Below are 22765 nucleotides of genomic sequence, written 5' to 3'. Positions count from 1 at the left end.
ATCAGACCTCGCCAGAGAGCGGGAAGGAAAAGGAGGCGCTTTCCACCGGCTCAGGCTCGGCCGGTCGCACATATTCCACGCGCCGCGCCCTTGTCGGATTGAACAGAAGACGGGTGACATCGGGGCGCGAATAATGTCCGACCGGATCGGCCGAAGCCTTGGCGATCGGAATGGCCGCAAGATCGATCTCGGCGTAGAGCAGCCCCTCTTCATCCGCGGCGAGCGGTGTCGCCAGTTCGCGCCCATCCGGGCCGAAAATGCGCGCCGCAGCGCCACCTGCACGCAGCAGCTCACGCTTGTTCGGCGTGTCGCAAAGCTCGTCGAGCATGGCTTCGGAAACGATGGCGCATGGCGCCAGCACGAAGCACCCGCCTTCGACCGCATACACCCGTGACGCTGCCGTATTGACCTCGGCGCTCAGCGCATAGGCGAAAGGTTCGTACAGCGAGAAGCTGGGCCAGGCGCCGACATGTACCTGCTCGTTCTGGGCATACATCGCGTATTTCGTCAGCGGCTGGATATGCTCCCAGCAACAGAGCGCGCCGACACGACCGAGGCCCGGCACATCATGCACCGCCAGATCGCTGCCATCCCCCTCGCCATAGACAGTGCGTTCGACATGGGTCACGCGCAGCTTGCGACGGGTAGCAATGGTCTCGCCATCGGGGCCGAGAATCCACTGGGCGATATAGAGCGAGCCTTCAAAACGTTCCGACAGCCCCAGCACAGCCGTGATGCCTGCCTCTCTGACGGCCTTGCGCAGGCGGTCGGCCTCGGGACTGTCATAGGCAAGCGAATTGTCGAAATAGCGGCTGGTGAAACCCTTGCCGATAGACCAGGCCGGGCTGTCGAGCCAGATATGCCACGGATAGCCGGGAATGAAGGTTTCGGGAAAAGCGATCAGCGCGGCGCCGGAGGCGGCGGCCTCCTTGATAAGGGCGATCGTCTTGTCGATGGTGGCATCGAGATCAAGAAAGACCGGGGCTGCCTGCACGACAGCGACCTTGTATCGGGGGTGCTTGAGACTCACTTGCCTGCTCCGTCCGTTGATGTCTGATCGGGCGGGAAATGCCCGGAACAAAATCGATCTTAGGTCGGAACGAATTTCTGTCTTGTCTGGGAGGGAAGCAAAACATGCCTGCCTCTTTTCGCCCTAGCAGAGCCTTCAGACGAGCAAGGCGAGCCTGTTCTGGCGGTTGTTGCGATAGTCACGCGGCGCACAGCCATGGGCCGCAGAAAAGACCCGACTGAAATGGGCCTGACTGACAAAACCGCTCATGCGCGCGATCTCGCCAATCTGGTAACGGTCACGGCTCGGGTCAGAGAGTGCATCCCGCGCCCATTCGAGGCGACGCTTCATGATATATTCCGCCACCCCCATACCCTCATCAGCAAAGAGATCATCGAGATAGCGCGTGGAAATACGAAATTGTTCAGCGAGCATCCTGCGCCCGAGATCAGGGTCGCGCAGGCGCATCTCGATGGCATTGCGTATCTGCAGCCCCATGGCCATGCGATGCGATGTGGGCGCCCCTGAGCGATTGCCCGAGGCGATCAGCATGGTCGCCACCAGTTCGGCGGCCTGGGCGGTGAGCCTGGACACGAGCATGTCGGGCATGGGCCGCGTCGTGGCCATCAACCCCGTCAGGAAATGACGGGTCAGATCTGCCAGCGGGTTGGAATCGTCGATAAGGGTCGCGGTGAGATACTCGGCATGACCGAAGCGCGCATTCAGGGCATCGGTCGGAAGCATGAAGACGATCTGCTCGAAATCCCGGTCAAAACGCAGCGTATAGGGGCGGTTCGTATGATAGAGCGCAAATGTGCCCGGCAGGACGATGGCCTCACGGCCATCCTGCAATACCTGCCCCCTGCCACTGACGCCGAGGCTCAGCAGATAATAGGTCTCCTCTGACGCGCTGATCAGGCGGCGCGTGCGCGATACCGACTGTGCGCTGGAACGCACGGTCGAGACACTGCAGTTGTCGAGCGCCAGACGGGTGACGGCCCCCTGAAACCCGGCCTGCTCCGGCTTGCACTCGAGCGGCACAAAAGACCGGCAGACGATATCGTGCCAGAACTCGACCCCTGCCCGAGGCGGCAGACCGGCAATATCATAGCTCTGCAATACCAGCGGCATGTCATTCTGCCTCCGTCAATGCTGTCATCCGACCGCGTAACCCACCGGTTAGCACGGCGCAAAATGTTGCGGTATCGTTATTGTTCCGCTTTGGAACAATCCGAAGCCTTCGGACAAAAGAAAGCTCTCCTGCAGACAAGAGTTGCCTGCGCCCTGCATGCTGACATTCCCGCTCGATTTCAAGCGGGGGTGAGATGAAACAGATCCTGAAAACCGGCGTGTCCCTCACGCACTGCCTCAAGGCGCTTTCCCGAAGGACATTCTCCATCGGGATGCTTGCCACAGGGGTGCTCTCCATTGGCACCTTCTGTCCGGGCATCGTGACGCAAGCCGCCGCAACAGAAGGCGGCCAGACCAACTGGGCCTCGGGCGTGCAGACAATCTATCCAGCCCTGACACCAGCGCCCGGCCAGACGCTGTGGCAGGATTACTTTGTGGTCAATCCGAACGGCGCCTATTCGAGCACAAGCCGGAAGTCTGCTGTGCCGGGCTTCAGGGCAACCGCCATCGCCAATGCTGCTCGGCTTTTCCATAGCTGGCACGGCGAGTTTCTGGGCGCCACGATCTCGAGCAGTGCCATTCTGGCGATCAACAGCCTGACACTGCGCGCCGGGGGACAGGGCGGCACGGCTTTCGGCGCCAACTGGCTCTATCTCGCGCCGCTCTATCTGTCATGGCACACGCCCAAAATGCATATCTATCTCGGTGAGGGGGCATTTCTGCCCATCGGCTCCTTCAGTAAGACCGATGTCGTCAGTGAATCAACCCATGTCTTCGGCTTCAATCAGGAGGCCGCTTTGACCTGGATGCCTACAAAGCGCTTCGATGTCTCAGCGGAAGGCGAATTGCAGATAAACGCCCAAAACGGGGCCACCGATTACAAATCAGGCAATGTGATCAATATCGATTTCGGGGCAAATTACATGCTCACCCCCGCCCTGCCCCAGCTCCGCCTCGGACTGAACGGCTTTGTAACGTCGCAATTTACCAATGACGTGCAGAACGGGCGGCGTGTCGGCGATGGCAACCGACTGGCCAAATATGGACTTGGCCCGCAACTCATCTGGTTTTTCAAACCACCCTACGCGGTTGCTCTCAAATGGCAGCACGAGATGGGCGTACAGAACAGCACGCGCGGCGACCGTTACTGGGTCCAGTTCCAGATACCGCTCTGAGAAGCGTCTCCCCGGTGCCCCTCTTCGCGCCCCGGCGCTCATGTGAGACCGGGGCGTGAAGGCAGATCAGCCCATGGCCCTGACGAGACTGTCCGATGTGATCTCGGCAATCGACCGCGCCCCGGTCAGGGTCATGGCCACGCGCAATTCCCGCTCCATCAGATCGAGCAACTTCTCGACCCCGCTCTGCCCGCCTGCAGCCAGCGCGTAGATATATGCCCGCCCCAGAAGCACGGCATCGGCGCCAAGCGCCACCATGCGGGCGATATCCAGACCGGAACGCACACCGGAATCGGCCAGAATGGCCATCTCCCCCTTCACGGCGTCTGCGATTGGCGGCAGAGCGCGACAGCTCGACAGCACACCATCGAGCTGTCTGCCACCATGATTGGACACCACGATGCCATCGGCGCCAAAGCGCTGCGCATCACGGGCGTCTTCAGGGTCGAGAATGCCCTTGATGATCATCGGACCTTTCCAGAAGGTGCGAATCCATTCCAGATCCTTCCAGCTGATCGACGGATCGAAATTCTGGGCCAGCCAGCCGATATAATCCTCAAGACCTGTCGGATGACCGCGATAGGTCGAGATATTGCCCAGATCATGCGGCTTGCCGTTCAGCCCCACATCCCAGGCCCATTCGGGATGCAGCACCGCCTGGGCAATGCGCCGTGCGGCAGCATAGGGGCCTGACATACCGGAATGAACGTCGCGATAGCGCGCGCCCGGCGTCGGCATGTCCACCGTGAAGACGAGCGTCGTCACCCCGGCATCACGCGCCCGCTCAAGCACGTTGCGCATGAAGCCCCGGTCTTTCAGCACATAAAGCTGAAACCAGATGGGTGCCGGGCTCTGACTCTGCACCTCCTCGATCGGGCAGACCGAGACAGTGGAAAGGGTAAAGGGAATGCCCTTGCGGGCTGCCGCACGGGCTGCCTGCACTTCGCCACGCCGTGCATACATGCCGGTCAGGCCCACAGGTGCGAGAGCCGCAGGAAGGCTCAGCTTCTGCCCCAGAAGCGTGGTCGAGGTATCGAGACCCGACACATTGCGCAGGACGCGCTGCCTCAGCGCAACATGCGACAGATCGGCCCGATTGCGGCGCATCGTATATTCCGCATAGGCCCCGCCATCGATGTAATGGAAAAGGAAAGGCGGCAGCTTGCGGCGAGCGGCCTTGCGAAAATCCGTTGGGGCGGAAATCAGCATGGGATCGGGCTCCTGAGAATGAACGTTTTCCTGTTAACGTTCAGCAGGAGCGCATCGTCCTTGAGCGTCCAGTCACATCACCGTGCTGCCGGATCGCGCCATCATGTCATTGTAGAAAGAAGCGTTTTGGGGCGATGCGCCTGCTGACTATCAGCCACCCCGGCCTGCAGGCCGGGAGGACTGATTACTGACTGGACCCGGCTTAGCGCAGGATACCGGTATGGCCGATGCTGTAGCGACCCGGCTGCGGCCAGACGGTCAGACCATGCGGCTCGGCGCCGACAGGGATCTTCTTCATCTCGCCGGTATCGGTATTGATGGCATAAGCCACGTCATCGAAACGGCCCGAGAGCCAGAGCAGCTTGCCATCGGCACTGACATTGCCCATGTCGGGGCTGCCGCCACCGGGGATCGGCCAGGTCTTGACCACCTTGTCCGTCGCGAAATCGATCACCGAAATGCTGCCGGGGCTGTGACGCGGGCCGTGGATCTTGTGCGAGCCACGATTGGCCACATACATGAACTTGCCGTCGCGGCTCGGATATTCACCATGTGTGCCGGGACCGGTCGGGATGAAGCCGGTTTCCTTGAAGCTGTCGCCATCGACCACGAACACGCCATCGGCATGCATGTCGGCAATATAAAATTTATGGCCGTCAGGCGCTGTCAGGATATCCTGCGGCATACCGCCCTTGGACAGCTTCAGATAGCCGATCAGACTGCGATTGACGGTATCGATCTTGGCCAGATAGCCGCCGAACTCGCAGGTGAAAATCGCATAGCGCCCGTCGATGGAGAAATCGGCGTGGTTGATGCCCTTGCATTGCGGGGCTTCGACAGAGCCGATCAGCGCCATGGTGTGCGGATCACGGAAATCGAGACGTTCATGCGCTTCGGCCACCACAATGGCGTATTTGCCATCGGGCGTGAAATACATGTTGTAGGGGTCATCCACCGTGATGGCCGTGCCGGGCTTGCCCGTGCGCGGGTCGATGGGCGTCAGGCTGCCATCATTGCTGCCTTCGGCATTATTCGTAACCCAGAGCGTGCGCAGATCCCAGCTCGGCACCACATGCTGCGGGCTACGGCCGACCTTGAACGTGTCCACCACCTTGAACGTCGCCGGATCGATGACCGAAACGCTGTTGCCGCGCAGATTGGGCACATAGACGCGCGCCAGATCGTCCTTGATGGCGGGCGAGATCTTGCCGGCGACCGTCTCGCTATAGATGTTCTTCGGGTCGATCACGGGCGGCATACCGGGAATGGTCTGCACGGCGCCGGGCGTCGTCTGGGCCGTCGGCGCGGCTGCAGCTGCGGGCTGAGCCGGTGTCTGCACAGCGGGTTGGGCCGGGGCTGCAGGAGCTGACGTGTCAGCCGGTTTCGCAGAGGACGCCGGAACAGTATTCGGCGCAGCGTCCTGCGCCCATGTCACCGGGGCCGCGCCAAGCGACACGCCAAACAGCGATACGATGAACGCGTGATGTGAGAACTTCATAGATGCTCCTTGAAAACGACTGATCTCAGCGGGCCTTGCCAAGGGCACTGAGCGCTGCCTGAACCTGAATCTCTGTTCCGATCTGCCCCAGCGCCGCCGTAGCGGGGCGCGGGTCTCCTCCGTAAACACCCAAGGCAGTTCCCGGCAGGGGCGCCTTTTTCAGGGCGTCCTGCCGCACCATCGTCGGGTCGATCGCCAGCATCAACGCCGTATCACTCAGATCGGCATGTTTGCCGAGCGCTGCGCCGAAGCCTTTCTGACGCAGGACATCAGCATAAGCGCCGCCAATACTGTCGTAATACGCCGCCAGATAGAGAGCCTCTCCCTGACCGTGCCACTTATTGTTCAGCTTTTCTACCGCGGCCTTGAGATAGGACAAATATCCGCCGTGATCGGCGATGAAAACAACGCGATGAAAGCCCTGGACATGGAAGCTCTCCCCGGCGCCCTCGATCACGCCCTCAAAGACGGCGGGCGGAATCGAGATCGTGCCGGGGAAGCGCATATGAGAGCTGCGTGGGGTGGTACTGCCTTCAGGGACATAGGCAATGACAGGCGCCACAAGCGTATGGCCCAGCCTTTCGGCGATACGCTCTGCCTGGCTCTGTGCCCTCACATTATGCTTGCCCACCGCGATATAGGGGCCGCTCTGCTCGGTCCCTCCCACGGGCACGATGATCGTGTCGGTACCGCTCTGCAGACGCGCCTGGATCTCGGTCCATGTCAGTCGCTCGAAAGAGACCGTCTCGGCATGGGCGGCAGAAAGCGCTCCCCCGGCGGGAGCGGCTGCCAGAAGAACCGACAGGAAAAAGCCTCGCGCTCTGGAACGAAGGCAGGTCTTGAAAACCACGCGTGAGACTTCCTCTTGAAGAAACCGACGTCGTTCTATCACAGGTGCGGACAGGCGCCAGAGGCGGGCGTGGATGTTGCAGAGTTTTGCCAGAGCTGTAAAACACCCAACTCATTCCGACTCAGATATGGAGCCATTGCCCCATGGCGCTCGACCCAGTCGGCCTCAACGCCCTGCTGGCCCCCGAACCGATCGATAGCGTGGCCCATGTCATTCAGGTCGCCCTTACCCCGGTTTTCATGCTTTCGGGCGTGGCATCGCTGCTGACCCTCTTCAATACGCGCCTTGCCCGCGTATCCGACCATGTCGAGGAGGTGGCCCATCGCCTGAATGAGGCCAATGAAGACGCGGATGAGACGGCAAGGCTCGAACGTCATCAACGCAGACTGCGCCGGCGGATCTTCGCTCTCGACAGCGCAGTCATGCTTGGTGGCGTCGGCGGCGCGTCAACCTGCGGGGCGGCGCTGGCCCTGTTCGTCGGGAGTCTCCACAACAGCCAGACGGTCGCCTGGCTCATCTTTCTCTTCGGTGGCGCGCTGTTCTGCACGGTCGGCGCGCTGTCTGCCTTCCTCGCTGATACGTTTCTTGCATGGCATGGGCTGAAAAGAGATGGGGCTCTGCCCAAGCCCGTCGCCATGGTAAAAGCAACAAGATAGCGAGCAACCTCGTGGTGGGCGTAATTTTATTACCCCACTGCTGCGCAAATAAATCCTGAATAGAAAACACGTTCGTTCCATGCATTTACTGCATTGCTGAAGCGCGTTTTCAGCGATTGCCTTGGGGAGGGTTTAGGCGCTTTTACCGCCGCCACACACCAAACACCTTAGGAAATCCTGATGTTCAGCGTCGAAATCGCCAATCTTCTCGCCCATCCGATCAGCGCCCTCAGCGCCCTCACGATGGTCTCTTTCATTCCCGTTATTGGTGCTCTTCTGGTTGCCACCATCGCTGCCGACCGCACGGCCTGATACAGACACGATCAGGACCATGATTACTTGAAGAAGAGAAGCATAGCCGCTCCGGCTCGCCTCCCGTCTTCAAGCTATTCATCCGAGTATTTTATTTGCGCACAGGCGCAAAGAGCCCCAGATCCAGATGGTGGCCATTGGAATAGTTGAGACCGGTCACCCGGCCATATTCCGTCAGGGAAAATCCCTTTTCCAGCATATGCGCCGTCAGGGCCGCTTCATCCTTATGGTCGACAAGAACCAGTGCACAGGAAGCGTTCGCCGCGAGATACTCTGCGGCTGCAGGCACGCCCAGCAGCTTCGTGTTCGACCCTGCCAGAAATGCGAGGCTCGGTTCGGAATAGGAGACTGAGACCAGCGTGCTGTCTTCGCAGGGGCGATAATCGTCATAAAGCGTCGCCGCGCGCGGGGCGAGCTGCAGCAGCCCGAGATTGGGAATGACCGTCAGGAAGATGCCTGCATGCACCACCACGGCTGCCCCGATCACGACCCAGGCCGCACGCCGACGCTGCCTCTGCCACAATAGCCAGAAGGCATAGAGCACCAGGGGCAACGCTCCGAATGCCGCAATCAACGCGCCGTAATCGAGGCGGTGCTCGCTCTGCCATAGCAGAATGGCCCCTGCCACGACGAAGCCCAGCGCCAGCACGCCCCAGAGCAGCGTATAAAGCCCCATGAGCCCGCGCGCCCATGCCGCCTTGGGTCGGGTCAGCGGCCATTTAGCCAGGGTTGCGGCAGCCAATATAGCGATGGCCGGATAGGTGGGCAGCACATAATGCGGCAGCTTGGTCGCTATGGCTTCGAAAACGAGCCAGTGCGGTACGATCCAGCAGAGCAGAAAGCGAACGGTGGGCTCGCGATGACGTGCCCAGATGGCTGGCAGGCCAAGAACGAGAAAAAGCGATCCCGGCCAGAAAGCCAGCAGAAACACCACGAGATGAAAACCGGGTGGCAGCCCATGTGCCTGCTGACCATGGCCGATCTTCCCGAGAAAATTGGTGCCAACCGAGTGGGAGAAAAACGCCCCGTGGCTCACCACCCCGATGGCAATGCACCAGGGCAGCACGACAGCGAGCGTGATCAGCCAGCCCCAGCGTGGCCGCAGACGACCGAACCAGACTGCCTGACGTTCGATGATACGCAGGGCAAGCGGCGTCGCGAGACCAGGGATGAGTACCACCGGCCCCTTGAGCATCAGACCGCAGCCCATTGCCCCCCAGTAAAGCAGGGCAATGCCGATCGACGTATTCCGATTGCGCTGCTGGTCGATATAGGCCCGCAGCAGGGCCGTCTCCACCAGAAGGATGTCAAGTAGCAGCACCGTATCGATGGTCGCCATGCGCCCTTCAGCGGTGAGCAGGGTCGATACCGCCAACAGGGCAGCTGCGATCAGGCCGGTCATGCCGCCAAACAGCGTCGCGCCAAGATAGGCTGTAAGAGTAACAGCCGAGACCGCGGCGATCAGGCTGGGAATGCGATAAGGCCACGCGACATGACGGTCATGAGGGCCGCCGAAGAGCTTTTGCGCCCCGGCCTCGAGCCAGTAGATGCCAGCCGGCTGGAGATAACGCGGCTGGTCGAGAAAGCGGACATCGACGTAATTGCCGCTCTCGAGCATCTGCGCCGAGGCTTCCATGTAACGCGGCTCGTCACGGTCGAGAGGGACAAGGCTCATGCGACCCGGCAGAAAAATGAGCAGGGTCAGCAAGGCCACGCCGAGATAGTGGCGCCAGGTCAGAGTCATGAGAGCCCTCAGCGTTCGGTTACGCGGCCCGGCAGTTTCGTGCGATTGAGCAGCCACATGACACCCAGAAGATCACGGATGCCGACGAGCGCGCGATTGAAATTGGTATATTTGGACTGACCGTGAAGCCTTGCGCGATGACGGGTCTCCACACAGATCAGCTTCGCCCCATAGCACCCCAGAAGCGCGGGGAGAAAGCGATGGACCCCCTCGAATTGCGGGATACGCAGAAAAGCGGATCGGGCAAAGAGCTTCATGGGGGCGCCGGTATCGGGGCATCCATCGTTCAGAAGACGACGACGCAGGCCATTGGCAAATCTGGTTGCAATGACGCGCGACAGACGGTCATTGCGCTTGAGACGCACGCCGACCACCAGAGGTTCGCCTTCCTTGCAGGCTTCAGCCCGCTTGAGCATGTCGATGATGACGGCCGGATCGTCCTGCCCGTCTCCATCCAGCGTCGCGATCCAGTGCCCTTTCGCTGCCTCGATGCCGGTGCGAAGCGCTGCCGACTTACCAAGGCGGCGATCATGGCTCAGCAGGCGCAGACCAGGCAGACAGCGCGCACGTTCTGCGAGAAGCGCCTCGACCGTTGCGTCGGTGCTGCCATCATCGACAAAGATCAATTCGATTTCAGGGGAGTTCTCGAAAACATCGGCCAGTTCCTGGCAGACGGGGCGGATATTTTCCGCTTCGTTGAGAACGGCAATAACGACAGAAAGACGTACACTCATGGCAGGAACCGCCTATGGCTTGTCCGGGAAGCAGTGCCACCCGGACAGATGATCAGGCCGCGTTCTGGCTGTGTGATCCGGCTTCGTTCGAAGCCTTGAGAGCCTGCGGCAGATCGCTTATGGCAGAGTCCAGCAGGGCTGAGGCACCAGCCTGCTCCGTGCTGAGATGCTGACCAAGCAGGCTGCGCGTCGCCTTGATGGCAGCATCGGCAGCCAGATCGCGCATTTCGCGAATGGCAGCGCGTTCCGAAGCAGCGATGCGATCACGCGCCATCTGCTCGCGACGGGAAGCAACAGCCTCTGCCTCGCGACGTGCGGTCTCGGCAATTGCAGCTGCCTCTTCGCGCGAACGCTCGATCAGGGCGCGGGACTCCGCCAGAGCCTGCTCGCGCTCACGGGTGGCGTCCTCAAGCATCTTCTCGGCTTCACGACGCAGACGGCTGGCCTCGTCGAGATTGCTCCGCACCTGATCGGCACGCGCATCGAGAATGGCTGCTATGGCCTTCCAGAGCTTGCCGCCGAAAAGGACAAAGAAGAGAACGAAGGAAATAGCGACATAAAAACGCTGATCGTGGAACATCGCGTGACTTCCTTAGCCTCTGCTCGCCGCAAGACCGGCCTGAACGGCATCCTGCACCTGGGCGCGAGAGATTGTGTTCTCATTGCCAGCAGGACGCAGCAGCTTCTCGATCAGGCTCTGGGCCGTATCTGCCGCAACACCCGGCAGGCTCGCAAGCGCTTCTGCACGGGCAGAAGCAATACGCTTCTCCGCTTCGGCGATATCGGTCATGAGCCGATGATTCATTTCGTGGGTCTGAGCTTCAGCGGCCATACGGGCTTCGTGAACGACCCGGTCAATATTGGCCTGAGCCTGTGCCGCGGCGTCGTGACGGGCACGACGCAGTTCGTCAACGGCGCGATCGGCGTCGTCACGGGCACGGCGGGCAATATCAAGATCGCCCTCGATCCGGTTGCGTCGATGGGTCAGAACCCCTTCGATACGCGGCAGGGCCGAGCGGCTCAGAACAATGTAGAAGACCGCAAAGATGACCGCGCCCCAGACCACCTGCCCGATAAGCAGGGGATTGGCGAAGTCGAGCTGCGGCATGCCAGCTGCCCAGGCCCGTCCCGGCACAGCGCCGAGCGCAAGCGCAATGGCCAGCGGGGCAGCGAGATTACGAGACGGAAGGCGCATGACTTTACCCTGCCTCTCTAATCAGACGAACAGGATCAGGAAGGCGATCAGAAGAGCGAACAGCGCGACGGCTTCCGTCAGCGCGAAGCCGAGCATGCCGAGGCCGAACACGTGCGGGCGAGCAGCCGGGTTGCGAGCGATGGAGCTCACCAGCGTCGAGAAGATGTTGCCGAGGCCGATGCCGACACCGGCAAGAGCGATAACAGCAATACCGGCACCGATTTCGCGAGCAGCAGTAACGTCCATGAGTCAGTTTCCTTGGTTACGACAGAACAACAGTTAAACGTGAAAGGCGGCGTGCACTCAGTGCGCCACGGCCTCACGCAGATAAATGCAGGTGAGGATGGCGAACACATAAGCCTGCAGAACGCCCACCAGCAATTCCAGAGCCGTCAGCGCGACATTGATGACGACGGGCGCCACAGCCAGCACTGAACCGAATGCCCCAAGACCTGCCAGCATCAGGGTGAAACCGGCAAAAACTTCGAGCAGAACGTGACCAGCCATCATGTTGGCGAAAAGTCGGATCGACAGGCTGACAGGTCGCGAAAGAAAGGAAAGGATCTCGATCGGGATCAGAAGCGGCGCGAGAAAGACCGGCGCACCTTCAGGCATGAAATGCGTGAAGAATTTGACGCCCTGGTATTTGAACGACGCCAGGATCGACACCAGAAAAACGAGAATGGCCAGAGATGCCGTAACGGCAATATGGCTCGTGAAGGTGAAGCAGTAAGGGATCAGGCCGAGATAGTTACCGGCGAGAATGAAGAAGAAGATCGCAAAAACGAAGGGAAAGAATGCCGTTCCTTCCTTGCCGATCGTCTCGGTGGCCATGTTATGAATGAAATCATAGCCCAGCTCGGCAGCAGCCTGCAAACGACCCGGCACCACGGCAGCAGGACGCATGCCGAGATACAGGAACGCCAGAACGGCCACGATGGCTATCAGCATGAAGAGCGGCGACTGGCTGAAGCGCAGGGCTTCGCCAATCTGTCCGAGAACAGGATGAAGCTCGAACTGGCCGAGCGCGTCAATCGTTGATCCGGCGGCCAAGCTGCCTCTCCCGCTTCTCATTCAGAGCTTCCGACAACCCGGAAGCTCCATGAAACCAATAAACAAGACGCAGAAAACTGCGCCACGCTGTCAGACGTTGGCGTTTTTCACCGCACGCCAGACATTCAGCATCCCTGCTGCACCGCCGACGAGCGAGAAAAGGATAAGAAACAGGGGTTTTGTTCCGCACAGGCGATCAAGCCCGTAGCCCAGAACAACGCCAACGATAAGCGCCGCAACCATTTCGGTTCCGATCCTCATCGCAAGGCCGAATGCCGAATAGTCGGCACTGCCTTCTTGCTCTGTGGTGCTCGTGTCCGCCTTACCGCTCTTGCCGCGCATCCGGGCCTCAGCATCAGCCAGCCTTCTGTCGAAGGTGTCAGCGCTTTCTCCCGCTTGCGAGGAAACGTTCAGGTCGTCCTGTGCGCCCACGATTCCATACCTCGCCTTTCTCCCCGGAGCGGGGAGTCCTTGGTGCGCGGTTGCTACCCATCAAGACGTGTCCTGTCAACGCCTCGTAACTGCAGGACAATGAATTCTTGGTGTCATTCAGGCCGCTCAGACCCTGCGCGCCTCACCGGCCAGCTCGCGCCTCGTGCGATCCAGTGCCTCAGCGTAACGACGCAGCACGTATTTCTCGCTCAGGAGCCCCACGATCCGACACGTGGAGTCATTTTCAACCACAACGAGAGCGTCGGCTTCAGCACGCTCGAAGAAATGCACAGCCTCCTCACACGCCATACCAGGAAGAAGCATGATCTCCCGATGCAGGGCCAGCGCTTCCAGCGGTCGTTCTGGCGGATGATCCGGGGAATGGATCTCGGACACCAACACGATCCCGCGATAGCGCCGCACCCCGTCTGTAAGCACGACAAGAGGCCCCATGCCGAGCGGGCAGCACTGCCGTGCCTCACCCACAGTCATGTCGGCCGGCCTGCACGGGAATTCGCGCTGCATCAGGCGTCCGACCGTGAGCGCCCTGAGCCAGCTCACATCGATAGCTGATCGAATCGATTCGCCACGCTGATGAAAACGCCAGGTGGCAAAGGAATAGCCAAACAGTCGGCGCACGGTGAGCATAGACAGCACACTTGCCAGCAGCACGCCACTGGCAAGTGTCAGATCGGCTGTCATCTCGAGAATGAGACAGGTCATGGTCATCGGCACACCGATAATCGCAACCGCCGTGGCACTCATGCCCAGAACGGCACAGCTCGCAACGGACAAACCACCAACACCCAGAGCCGCGATGCCGAAGCCATAAAGCGACCCTGCCAGCACGCCAAGATAAAGCGAGGCAAAGAACAGCCCGCCACGAAACCCGCTGCCGATCGAGATGGAAGAGGCTGTCACTTTCAGAACCAGCAGCAACACCAGAGGAAGTGGCTGCAGCCCTTCTTCCAGTACCTTGATGACTGCCGCGTGACCCGCCGACAGGATGGATGGAGAATAAAGCGCCAGCACCCCCACCACGACGCCACCCAGCGCAGGGCGCAGCCAGACCGGCAGCGGAACCAGTCGAAACAGGGTTTCCGCCAGGGTCACGCCGCGCATCGTCGCGATGCCCACCAGCCCGCAGAACACCCCAAGCACCAGCACAGGCATTGTTTCATGCAGGGTAAGCGGCGCATGAGGCAGAAGCGTCAGCGTGGTACTGACACCCCCCAGGAAGTGGGCCGTACCGACAGCAGCAATGGTCGCAACGGCGACGGGCGCGAGATTGACGAGCGAATAGGTGCCGATCACCAGCTCGAAAGCATAGAAGGCCCCGGCGATCGGCGCGTTGAAGGCCGCGCCGATCGCACCACCCGCACCACAGCCGACAAGAATGCGCAGATCCGCCCGACGCACCCGGAAGAGACGCCCGCATCGGCTTCCCAGCGCTGCGGCAATCTGGGTAAATCCGGCCTCTAGCCCAAGAGACGCGCCGCTTCCGTTCGAAAGAAAGGTCTGGAAGGCGACGATAGCGCTGTCTCGCACCGACATGCGTCCGCCACGCAGGGCATTGGCCTCGATCGGGTCAACCGGGCGGTGGCTGAATCGACGGGCGAGCATCACCCCGAAAACCCCAAGCACGAGCCCGCCAAGACTGGGCATGAGCACGGTGCGCCATGGGCTCAGGCTGGTCAGCCCGGAAAGGCGCCCGTCATTGTGAAGGGCGTAGAGCACGCGATGGGCATAAAGCGTGCTGCGTGTCATGACCCAGACGCTCAGCCCGGCCAGGATACCAACGCCCGCAGCAAGGACGGTCAACCAGATTTCATTGGATCGAACGAGCGCACGCACATAGTACGGCACGTGCATCACGTGCTGGAACCAGTCGACAATTCTGCGAAACCCTGAGGCCAAGAAAGATCCTCACACGGCTTTGAAGACAAGCGGAGAGCGATGCCCTTATTGTCGCCCGGACTTGCCGCAGGCAACAGAAAACCCCAGACTTCGCTCATTCTGCCTCCCCGAAAGGAGCCTCTACTGTGCTGCTGAACGTCATCGAACGCCTCCCGGCCCAACCGGGGGGACACCCGCCAGTCGTTTTTCTGCATGGCCTGTTCGGACGAGCGCGCAATATGGGCTTTCTCCAGCGTCAGGTGTCACGCACGCATCGGACCCTGGCGCTCGACCTTCGCAACCATGGCGAAAGCCCGCACGGCCCCATGGATTTTCCCGCCATGGTCGACGATGTGGTCGAGACCCTTCGTGCCCATGAGGCGCTCCCCGCCATTCTGGTCGGGCACTCGATGGGCGGCAAGGTCGCCATGATCATGGCACTGCAATATCCCGAACTCGTTGCCGGCATCCTGATAGGCGACATGGCCCCTGCCCGCACCGGTTTCGGTCAGGCAGCCCTGGCAGAAGCCATGCTGCATATCCATTTTCCCGATCAGCTCGACCGGCAGCAGGCAGACCAGCTTCTGGCGAAGGATATTCCCAATCGCAGCGTCCGCGATCTGATGCTGCAGAATGTCAGGCTCGGCACCGAACCGGGCTGGCAGATCGGGTTGCAGGACATCACCAATTCGATGACCAACATCGAAAACTGGCCCTATGTCCCCGAGGGGTACGTCTATGAAGGGCCGACGCTCTTTCTGAGAGGGGAGCACTCTCCCTATATCGGCAAGGATCACGAACCGGTCATGCGCAGGCTTTTCCCCAATTACCGGCTTGAGACCATTCCCGATGCGGGCCATTGGCTCCATGCCGACAATCCAAAGCTCTTTTCTGAAAAGATGCTCGGGTTCATCGAGACCATCTGATCGGTAAGCCCTCTCTTTAAGGTATCGCCTCATGCTCAAACGCGCCGCGCTGTTACTGCTGCTTTCCATCGGTTCCGCGCAGGCCGACCCGCTTCCCGCCCTGACGCGGGACGGGCTTCAGGCGCTTACCCTGGCCAAGGATTCCATTGCCTTTCATTCGGTCGCCGGGGCGGATAACCAGACCATCAATGTGGCGGAACTCTATCGCAAGACACTGGTCGATGGCGGCTTTCCCGCTGATGCCATCACCATCACCAGACTGAACGACACGGCCTATATGGTGCTGCGCTGGGCCGGGCAGGACAGCGCGCTCAAGCCTCTGGTCATTTCCGGCCATATGGATGTGGTGGCCGCTCGTGCTTCCGACTGGGCACGCGACCCTTTCACGCCTGTCGTGGAAAATGGCTATCTCTACGGTCGCGGCGCCTCTGACATGAAAATGAGCAACGCTCTGGCTATCACAGCGCTGCTTCATCTGTATCACCAGGGCTATAAGCCAAAGCGTGACATCATTCTCGCGCTTTCGGGTGATGAAGAAACCACGATGAAGACGGGCCAGATCCTGGCCAGCCAGCTTTCCAATGCGCAGGAAGTTCTCAATCTTGATGTCGGTGGTGGCACCCTTGATGAAGAAAGCGGCCAACCGCTTTTCTACAGCTGGTCAGGGGCTGAAAAGACCTATGCCGATATCGCACTGACCGTCACCGATCCGGGTGGTCACTCCTCTGAGCCACGGTCGCATAATGCCATAACGACCCTGGCTCAGGCGCTCGTGAAAATTCAGGCCCATCCGTTCCGGCCCGAGCTGAATGCGCTGACGCGCAGCTATTTCCTCAACGCCGCACGTTTCACCACCCCCCATCTGGCCTCGGCCATGCGCGTCTTTGCCGCCAGCCCGGATAATGCACAGGCCGTAGCAACGCTGCGTGCCGAACCCTCCCTCGTGGGCGCCATCGGCACGACCTGCGTGCCGACCAGAATTGAAGGTGGCCACGCCCTCAATGCGCTGCCACAGCGTGCCGAAGCCAACATCAATTGCCGCATCTTCCCCGGCCACTCCCGTATGGACATCATCCACGAACTGGCTGCCATCATCGATAACCCGGCGGTGCATATTGAAGATCGGAGTGAAGGCTCGGTGGAAACCCAGCCTTCGCCCATGAACGGCCGGCTTCCCACCGCTGTCGTTACCGCAGCCCAGCAGGCTTTTCCCGATGTCCCCGTCTTTGCCAGCATGAGCTCAGGCGCAAGCGACAGCATGTGGTTCAGGGAGAAAGGGGTGCCCTCCTACGGCGCAAGCCCGATCTTCATGAAAGCCTCTGATAATTTCAGCCATGGGCTGAATGAGCGCGTGCCGCTCTCTGCCATCACGCCCGGCATGCATTTCCTGCTTTCCATCATCCCGGCCCTTTCGCAGAACTGATCAGGGTCTGTGGGCGGTGAGGGACACCCTCAATCGCCCGTCAGCGGGTTCTTGATCGTCTTGCCCTCTTCGGAGGCGCGCCAGAGATACCACGCCAGCGCCGAGCGATGGGGGCTGAAACGCTCCCCCTCCCGGCGCAGGGCCGCAGGTTTGGGCGGCTCTGCGAGTCCATGGAGCTTCTGCCAGCCCGCACGCACGCCAAAATCATCTACCGGCAGCACATCACGCCGATTTAATGTAAAGATGAGCAACATCTCCACCGTCCAGCGCCCTATGCCACGCAGGGTGATGAGACGCGCAATCAATGCCTCATCGCTCAGCAAGGCGGCTTCCTGCAGATCGGGCACCACCCCTGTCAGCCTGGCCTCGGCCAGACCGCGCAACGCAAGCAGTTTCGAGGCTGACAGGCCGCAGGCTCTCAAGACCTCATCACTTTGCGCCAGAAGGGCTTCCGGCTCGGGCATGGCGCCATCTGTCAGCGCACAGACGCGCCCCAGAATCGCTTCTGCCGCCCTGCCATGCAGTTGCTGACCGATAATGGCGCGAAACAGCGCCTGATAGGGTGTCTTGCCGTCAGATCCCCTGAGGCGACAGGGCCCGATACGATCGATCGCCGCCGCAAGGGCTGGGTCCTGCCCAAGACAGGTATAGAGGTCCGGGTCTTCGGGCATATGATTCTCTTCTTCCATTACAGCGCGACCGTCTCGCCCGCTTGGCAAGAGCAGGGGTCCAATGTCATGATAGAGGCAAGTGCCAGATCGTGTCGTCATGCAGAGTTCGTCACCTGCCCGATCACGTGGAGGCGTGTGTTCTGATTCTCTACAGGTGTTCTTCTGACACGCACACAGCCCGTTGATCCGGCTCCGCCCTCGTCAGGTGTGGCCTCTGCCTCGCGTCCTGGCAAGAAACGGACACGAAACGAGCCGTTGCTTTTTGCACCGGCGGCACTGAAGACGCGCGCCCTGCCCCCCATGGCAGGAACGAGGGCCAAGCTCAGCCATTACGAACCGAAAACAGCCTCGGAACCGCCGGTCAAGCCAGCTGGCGCCTCGCTGATCCGTCCGCAGGTGCTCGAGGATTCGGGCGTGACAACCGTGTTGATCGCCTCGGCAATCGCCCATGCGCTGCTGATCGGACTGCTGATCTACGAGAGCGCACGCCATGCTCATGGCGAGCCCAACGGCATGGAACAGCCACAGGTCGAAATGATGTTTGCGCCGCCCACCAAAAGCGGCATGGCGGGCCCTCATGAAGACAAACCGGGCGGCGAGGAGAAACCCTCCACCAGCCACGATGCCCCTTCGGCAAGCAGCCAGGACACGCAGCAGGAGCAGCAGCCCGACGAACAGGAATCGACACCGACCCCGGCTGTGCCCACACCGACCGCGCCTTCAGCGCCCCCCGTCCCTGACGGCCCCTCGACCGAGCTGACGAAAACGCAGACCGAACGCCCAGTCAGCCCTGGCATTCCGAAATCCGGCAAGCAGAGCCAGACGCACGCCCATAGTCACCGGTCGAGCCGTCGCCCCACGCCGAAGCAGTCGGATAATCCTTTTGCGAACATGACCACGCTCGATTTCGGTGAGGCGCCCTCTGCCCCACGTCGTCAGCGCGGCCGCCGCGGCGGGTCGGGCGCTCCCATCGACATGTCACTCGGGCCGCTTTCGACCAATGGCCAGATCAACGCGCCTTTCATGACGCGCAATACGATCAAGGGTGTCAGTGACGATTACGGCAGCGAGATCGACCGCTGGATTCGGGCCCATCTCTATTATCCAGAAGATGCCATCAAGAACGGCGAAGACGGCCCGTCTTCCGTGCATGTCGTTCTAGACCGAACGGGCCGTGTCAAATCGGTACGGCTGACTGGCCAGTCAGGGTCGTATTCACTTGATGCAGCGACGACTGGCATGTTCCAGGGCGCGCGCCTGCCGCCCGTGCCGCCCGACATGAAGGGCGACCATTTCGATATTGATCTGACGATCAATTACATTCTGATCAGACGCTGAGCCTGCCATGAGCCTTGACTCCGTTCGCGACGAACTCGCCCGCCTCGCCCCGGAACTCGCGATAATCGATGACGGGTTGAGCACGGCGACGGTTCTTGAGGCAGCCGAGGTGCACAAGGTTGCCCCGGACCAGATCGCCAAGACGCTCTGCGTCGATACTGGGGGCCGGATCGTCCTGGTCGTGATGGCAGGGACGGCACGGCTCGATAATCGGCGTGCCCGCGAGGCGTTGGGGGGCAAACCCCGCTTTCTGGGGCCTGAAGCCGTGCTCGAAGTGACCAGCCACCCCGTTGGCGGCGTATGCCCTTTTGGTCTGCCCGCACCGCTTCCTGTCTATTGCGATGAATCACTGCTGCAGTTCGAAGAAATCATCCCGGCTGCCGGTTCAATCACGGCCTCGGTCCGCATGACGCCTCTGAAACTGGCCGAATTGACCAAGGGCGTCTGGGTGCATGTACGTCAGGATGAAAAATAAGAGCTCTTTTTTATGAAAAGAGAGCCAGAAAACCTTCGCCTGTAGGTCACCGACCAGACAAACAGCACACCAGTTTTCTTGAGATAAAAGTCTTTTTGCTTCTTTTTCTTCAGAAAAAGAAGGTCCCCCACCTCACCAGGAGGCGGGGAACAGGCCCTCTTACTCCGCCGCTTCAGCGTAGGTGGAGATATCAGGGCAGGAGCAGACCAGATTGCGGTCACCCCAGGCGTTATCGATGCGATTGACCGGCGCGAAATATTTCACGCGGTCGAGACCGTTGGGGAAACAACCCTGCATGCGGTCATAGGCGCGGTCCCACTCGCCAACGAGATCGGCGGTGCTATGCGGTGCATGACGCAGCGGGCTGGCTTCCATGGCAATATTGCCAGCTTCGATGGCCGCAATTTCCTGACGGATGGCGATCATCGCATCGCAGAAGCGATCCAGTTCAGCCTTGCCTTCGGATTCCGTCGGCTCGATCATGAACGTGCCAGCAACCGGGAAGCTGACCGTCGGGGCATGGAAGCCATGATCGATCAGGCGCTTGGCGATATCATCCACGGTCACGCCGACAGCATCCTTGAGCGGGCGCAGGTCGATGATGCATTCATGCGCCGTGCGTCCATTGCTGCCGCGATAGAGCACGGGATAATGCCCCTCGAGACGGGCCGCGATGTAATTGGCGTTGAGAATGGCCATTTCGGTGGCTTCACGCAGCCCATCATCGCCCATCATCAGCACATAGGCGACCGAGATCGGCAGGATCGACGCCGAGCCGAAAGGCGCGGCTGACACGGCGCGCGCGTCGCCCATTTCGGGACGACCCGGCAGATGCGGCGCGAGATGCGCCTTGACGCCGATCGGTCCCATGCCGGGGCCACCGCCACCGTGCGGAATGCAGAAGGTCTTGTGCAGGTTGAAATGCGAGACATCGGCGCCATAGAGACCCGGACGGGCAAGCCCGACCTGCGCATTCATGTTCGCCCCGTCGAGATAGACCTGACCACCCGCTTCGTGAACGAGATCGCAAATCTCCATCACGGCTTCCTCGAACACACCATGCGTCGAAGGATAGGTCAGCATCAGCGCGGCGATGCGCCCCTCATGCTGGGCGATCTTCTTGCGCAGATCCTCCAGATCGACATTGCCTGCAGCATCGCAGGCCGTCACCACCACGCGCATGCCGACCATCTGGGCCGAAGCCGGGTTGGTGCCATGGGCCGAAGCCGGGATCAGGCAGACATCGCGCTCGCTCTGGCCATTGGCCTGATGATAGGCGCGAATGGCCAGAAGCCCTGCATATTCGCCCTGCGCGCCCGAATTGGGCTGAAGCGAAATGGCGTCATAACCGCTGACAGCACAAAGCGCGTGTTCGAGAATGCCGAACAGCTCATGATAGCCTTCCGTCTGGTCGGCAGGGGCGAAAGGATGCAGCGCCCCGAATTCCGGCCAGGTGATGGGAATCATCTCGGCGGTCGCGTTCAGCTTCATGGTGCAGGAGCCGAGCGGAATCATGGTGCGATCCAGCGCCAGATCCATATCCGACAGGCGACGCATGTAACGCAGCAGGTCGGTTTCGGAGCGGTGGGCATGGAACACGGAAGCTGTCAGGAAAGCCCCGCTGCGCTGCAGGGATGCCGGGAGTGTCGTTGCGCCGTCGAGCTTCGCTTCAAGCGCAGCGAGACGGGCATCATCCGGGCAGAAGCAACGCCAGAGCGCCTTGATGTGATCGGGCTGGGTGGTCTCGTCACAGGCGATACCCAGACGGCCACCACCCGCATCACGCAGGTTGATCCCGGCCTTGCGGGCGCGCTCGAGCACCAGTGCGGCAGAGTCACCGGCTTCGATCGTGATCGTATCGAAAAAGACGCTTGTTTCGACCTTGACCGCCAGTTCGCGCAGACCCTCGGCCAGGATGGAGGCCAGACGGTTCACACGATGCGCAATCGCACGCAGCCCCTCGGGGCCGTGATAGACGGCATACATCGAGGCGATGACAGCCAGCAAAACCTGCGCCGTGCAGATGTTCGACGTCGCCTTTTCGCGACGGATATGCTGCTCGCGCGTCTGAAGCGCCAGACGATAGGCCGGAGCGCCGCGGCTGTCACGCGACACGCCCACAAGGCGGCCCGGCATGGTGCGCTTGTAGGCATCACGAACCGCCATGAACCCGGCATGGGGGCCACCAAAGCCCATCGGCACACCGAAGCGCTGCATCGACCCGATGGCAATATCGGCACCCAGCTTGCCGGGCGCCTCAAGCATGACGAGCGCCAGCGGATCACAGGTCAGGGCTGCAACCGCGCCCTTCTCGTGGAGGGCCTCGATCACATTGCGGAAATCGCGCACGGCGCCGGAGCTACCAGGATAGGAGAGCAGCGCGCCGAACACGGCGGACGCATCGAGATCGGTCTCGGGATTGCCGACAACGATGGTCCAGCCAAGGGGCTCGGCGCGGGTGCGCAGCACGGCAAGCGTCTGCGGATGGGTGTCGGCATCGACAAAGAACACAGTGCTCTTGGTCTTGGCGTTGCGCTGGGCAAGCGCCATCGCCTCGGCGCAGGCCGTGGCTTCGTCGAGCAGCGACGCATTGGCGATATCGAGGCCGGTCAGATCGCAGACCAGCGTCTGGAAGTTCAGCAGCGCCTCAAGACGACCCTGGCTGATTTCGGGCTGATAGGGCGTATAGGCCGTGTACCATGCCGGATTTTCGAGGATATTGCGCTGGATTACCGGCGGCAGAACCGTGCCGTAATAGCCCTGCCCGATCATGGACTGCATGACGACGTTGCGGCTGGCGATCTGCTTCAGACGCGCCAGGGCTTCGCTCTCCGTCAGGGCCGGACCGATGCCTGAGGCCTTGCGGTCGAGAATGGCGGCAGGAACCGTCTGCTCGATCAGCGCATCGATGCTGGAAACGCCAAGCGTCTCAAGCATGGCGACAACCTCGCCGGGGCGTGGCCCGTTATGGCGGGAAACAAATTGATCGGCAGCCTGGTTTGGCCAGAGGGGGGCGTTACGGGTCACGTCTCGGCAAA

Annotated in this window: 22 protein-coding genes; 7 read left to right on the top strand and 15 right to left on the bottom strand. The window is 61.0% G+C overall.

Annotated elements, in window-relative coordinates; genetic code table 11:
• Position 1 precedes the first annotated feature (1 nt).
• A complete protein-coding gene (locus AA105894_RS07885) occupies positions 2–1030 on the bottom strand; it encodes a carbon-nitrogen hydrolase family protein (protein ID WP_267311229.1) in 1029 nt (342 codons plus the stop codon).
• 135 nt (positions 1031–1165) lie between these two features.
• Entirely contained in the window at positions 1166–2140 is a 975-nt protein-coding gene (locus tag AA105894_RS07880; RefSeq protein WP_267311228.1) for an AraC-like ligand-binding domain-containing protein, read from the bottom strand.
• Positions 2141–2334: 194 nt separating this feature from the next.
• On the opposite strand from AA105894_RS07880, the gene AA105894_RS07875 reads away from it, so the two are divergent.
• Positions 2335–3315, top strand: a complete 981-nt coding sequence (locus AA105894_RS07875; RefSeq protein ID WP_267311227.1) for a SphA family protein — start codon at positions 2335–2337, stop codon at positions 3313–3315.
• A gap of 66 nt (positions 3316–3381) precedes the next feature.
• On the opposite strand, the gene lldD is transcribed toward AA105894_RS07875, so the two are convergent.
• From lldD to AA105894_RS07860, 3 genes are all read right to left on the bottom strand, one after another.
• Positions 3382–4524 carry an FMN-dependent L-lactate dehydrogenase LldD gene (gene lldD / locus AA105894_RS07870; protein ID WP_188425809.1) on the bottom strand — a complete coding sequence of 381 codons (1143 nt, stop codon included), beginning with the start codon at positions 4522–4524 and terminating at the stop codon, positions 3382–3384.
• A 202-nt stretch (positions 4525–4726) separates the two neighbouring features.
• The gene (locus tag AA105894_RS07865) at positions 4727–6022 is read right to left on the bottom strand and encodes a YncE family protein (RefSeq protein ID WP_267311226.1); all 1296 of its coding nucleotides are present in this window, start codon (positions 6020–6022) and stop codon (positions 4727–4729) included.
• A 25-nt stretch (positions 6023–6047) separates the two neighbouring features.
• Positions 6048–6872, bottom strand: a complete 825-nt coding sequence (locus AA105894_RS07860; RefSeq protein ID WP_373316750.1) for a creatininase family protein — start codon at positions 6870–6872, stop codon at positions 6048–6050.
• A 143-nt stretch (positions 6873–7015) separates the two neighbouring features.
• Between AA105894_RS07860 and AA105894_RS07855 the strand changes: the two genes are divergently transcribed.
• Together AA105894_RS07855 and AA105894_RS07850 are read left to right on the top strand one after the other, a co-directional pair.
• Positions 7016–7528, top strand: a complete 513-nt coding sequence (locus tag AA105894_RS07855; protein ID WP_188425807.1) for a DUF2721 domain-containing protein — start codon at positions 7016–7018, stop codon at positions 7526–7528.
• Between the two features lie 180 nt (positions 7529–7708).
• Positions 7709–7840: a hypothetical protein gene (locus AA105894_RS07850; RefSeq protein WP_264784174.1), complete on the top strand. Its 132-nt coding sequence runs from the start codon at positions 7709–7711 to the stop codon at positions 7838–7840.
• 91 nt (positions 7841–7931) lie between these two features.
• On the opposite strand, the gene AA105894_RS07845 is transcribed toward AA105894_RS07850, so the two are convergent.
• The 8 genes from AA105894_RS07845 to AA105894_RS07810 form a co-directional block, all read right to left on the bottom strand.
• The gene (locus AA105894_RS07845) at positions 7932–9584 is read right to left on the bottom strand and encodes an ArnT family glycosyltransferase (protein WP_267311225.1); all 1653 of its coding nucleotides are present in this window, start codon (positions 9582–9584) and stop codon (positions 7932–7934) included.
• Between the two features lie 8 nt (positions 9585–9592).
• The gene (locus AA105894_RS07840) at positions 9593–10318 is read right to left on the bottom strand and encodes a glycosyltransferase family 2 protein (protein WP_188425805.1); all 726 of its coding nucleotides are present in this window, start codon (positions 10316–10318) and stop codon (positions 9593–9595) included.
• Positions 10319–10370: 52 nt separating this feature from the next.
• On the bottom strand, positions 10371–10898 hold the full coding sequence (locus AA105894_RS07835) for a F0F1 ATP synthase subunit B family protein (protein ID WP_188425804.1): 528 nt from the start codon (positions 10896–10898) through the stop codon (positions 10371–10373).
• 12 nt (positions 10899–10910) lie between these two features.
• Complete coding sequence (locus AA105894_RS07830) at positions 10911–11513, bottom strand: F0F1 ATP synthase subunit B family protein (protein ID WP_188425803.1); 603 nt, start codon at positions 11511–11513, stop codon at positions 10911–10913.
• Between the two features lie 21 nt (positions 11514–11534).
• On the bottom strand, positions 11535–11759 hold the full coding sequence (locus tag AA105894_RS07825; RefSeq protein ID WP_025824649.1) for an ATP synthase subunit C family protein: 225 nt from the start codon (positions 11757–11759) through the stop codon (positions 11535–11537).
• A 57-nt stretch (positions 11760–11816) separates the two neighbouring features.
• Entirely contained in the window at positions 11817–12566 is a 750-nt protein-coding gene (locus AA105894_RS07820; protein WP_267311224.1) for a F0F1 ATP synthase subunit A, read from the bottom strand.
• A gap of 90 nt (positions 12567–12656) precedes the next feature.
• On the bottom strand, positions 12657–12998 hold the full coding sequence (locus AA105894_RS07815; RefSeq protein ID WP_267311223.1) for an AtpZ/AtpI family protein: 342 nt from the start codon (positions 12996–12998) through the stop codon (positions 12657–12659).
• A gap of 126 nt (positions 12999–13124) precedes the next feature.
• A complete protein-coding gene (locus tag AA105894_RS07810; protein WP_267311240.1) occupies positions 13125–14870 on the bottom strand; it encodes a chloride channel protein in 1746 nt (581 codons plus the stop codon).
• A 170-nt stretch (positions 14871–15040) separates the two neighbouring features.
• On the opposite strand from AA105894_RS07810, the gene AA105894_RS07805 reads away from it, so the two are divergent.
• Both AA105894_RS07805 and AA105894_RS07800 read left to right on the top strand, forming a co-directional pair.
• The gene (locus tag AA105894_RS07805) at positions 15041–15820 is read left to right on the top strand and encodes an alpha/beta fold hydrolase (protein ID WP_188425801.1); all 780 of its coding nucleotides are present in this window, start codon (positions 15041–15043) and stop codon (positions 15818–15820) included.
• A gap of 31 nt (positions 15821–15851) precedes the next feature.
• Positions 15852–17243 (top strand): M20/M25/M40 family metallo-hydrolase, encoded by a 1392-nt coding sequence (locus AA105894_RS07800; RefSeq protein WP_267311222.1) that lies wholly within the window; start codon positions 15852–15854, stop codon positions 17241–17243.
• 29 nt (positions 17244–17272) lie between these two features.
• On the opposite strand, the gene AA105894_RS07795 is transcribed toward AA105894_RS07800, so the two are convergent.
• On the bottom strand, positions 17273–17914 hold the full coding sequence (locus AA105894_RS07795) for a DNA-3-methyladenine glycosylase family protein (protein ID WP_267311221.1): 642 nt from the start codon (positions 17912–17914) through the stop codon (positions 17273–17275).
• 255 nt (positions 17915–18169) lie between these two features.
• Between AA105894_RS07795 and AA105894_RS07790 the strand changes: the two genes are divergently transcribed.
• Positions 18170–19252, top strand: coding sequence for an energy transducer TonB (locus AA105894_RS07790; RefSeq protein WP_267311220.1), 1083 nt, complete (start codon positions 18170–18172; stop codon positions 19250–19252).
• Positions 19253–19259: 7 nt separating this feature from the next.
• Positions 19260–19727, top strand: a complete 468-nt coding sequence (locus AA105894_RS07785; RefSeq protein ID WP_267311219.1) for a YbaK/EbsC family protein — start codon at positions 19260–19262, stop codon at positions 19725–19727.
• Between the two features lie 159 nt (positions 19728–19886).
• Here AA105894_RS07785 and gcvP read toward each other — a convergent pair whose 3' ends face one another.
• A complete protein-coding gene (gene gcvP / locus AA105894_RS07780) occupies positions 19887–22754 on the bottom strand; it encodes an aminomethyl-transferring glycine dehydrogenase (protein WP_267311218.1) in 2868 nt (955 codons plus the stop codon).
• Positions 22755–22765: the final 11 nt, after the last annotated feature.

This window comes from Asaia spathodeae NBRC 105894 (assembly GCF_025994195.1).
Taxonomy (GTDB): Bacteria; Pseudomonadota; Alphaproteobacteria; order Acetobacterales; family Acetobacteraceae; genus Asaia; species Asaia siamensis.
This window is presented reverse-complemented; position numbering and strand designations above follow the sequence as displayed.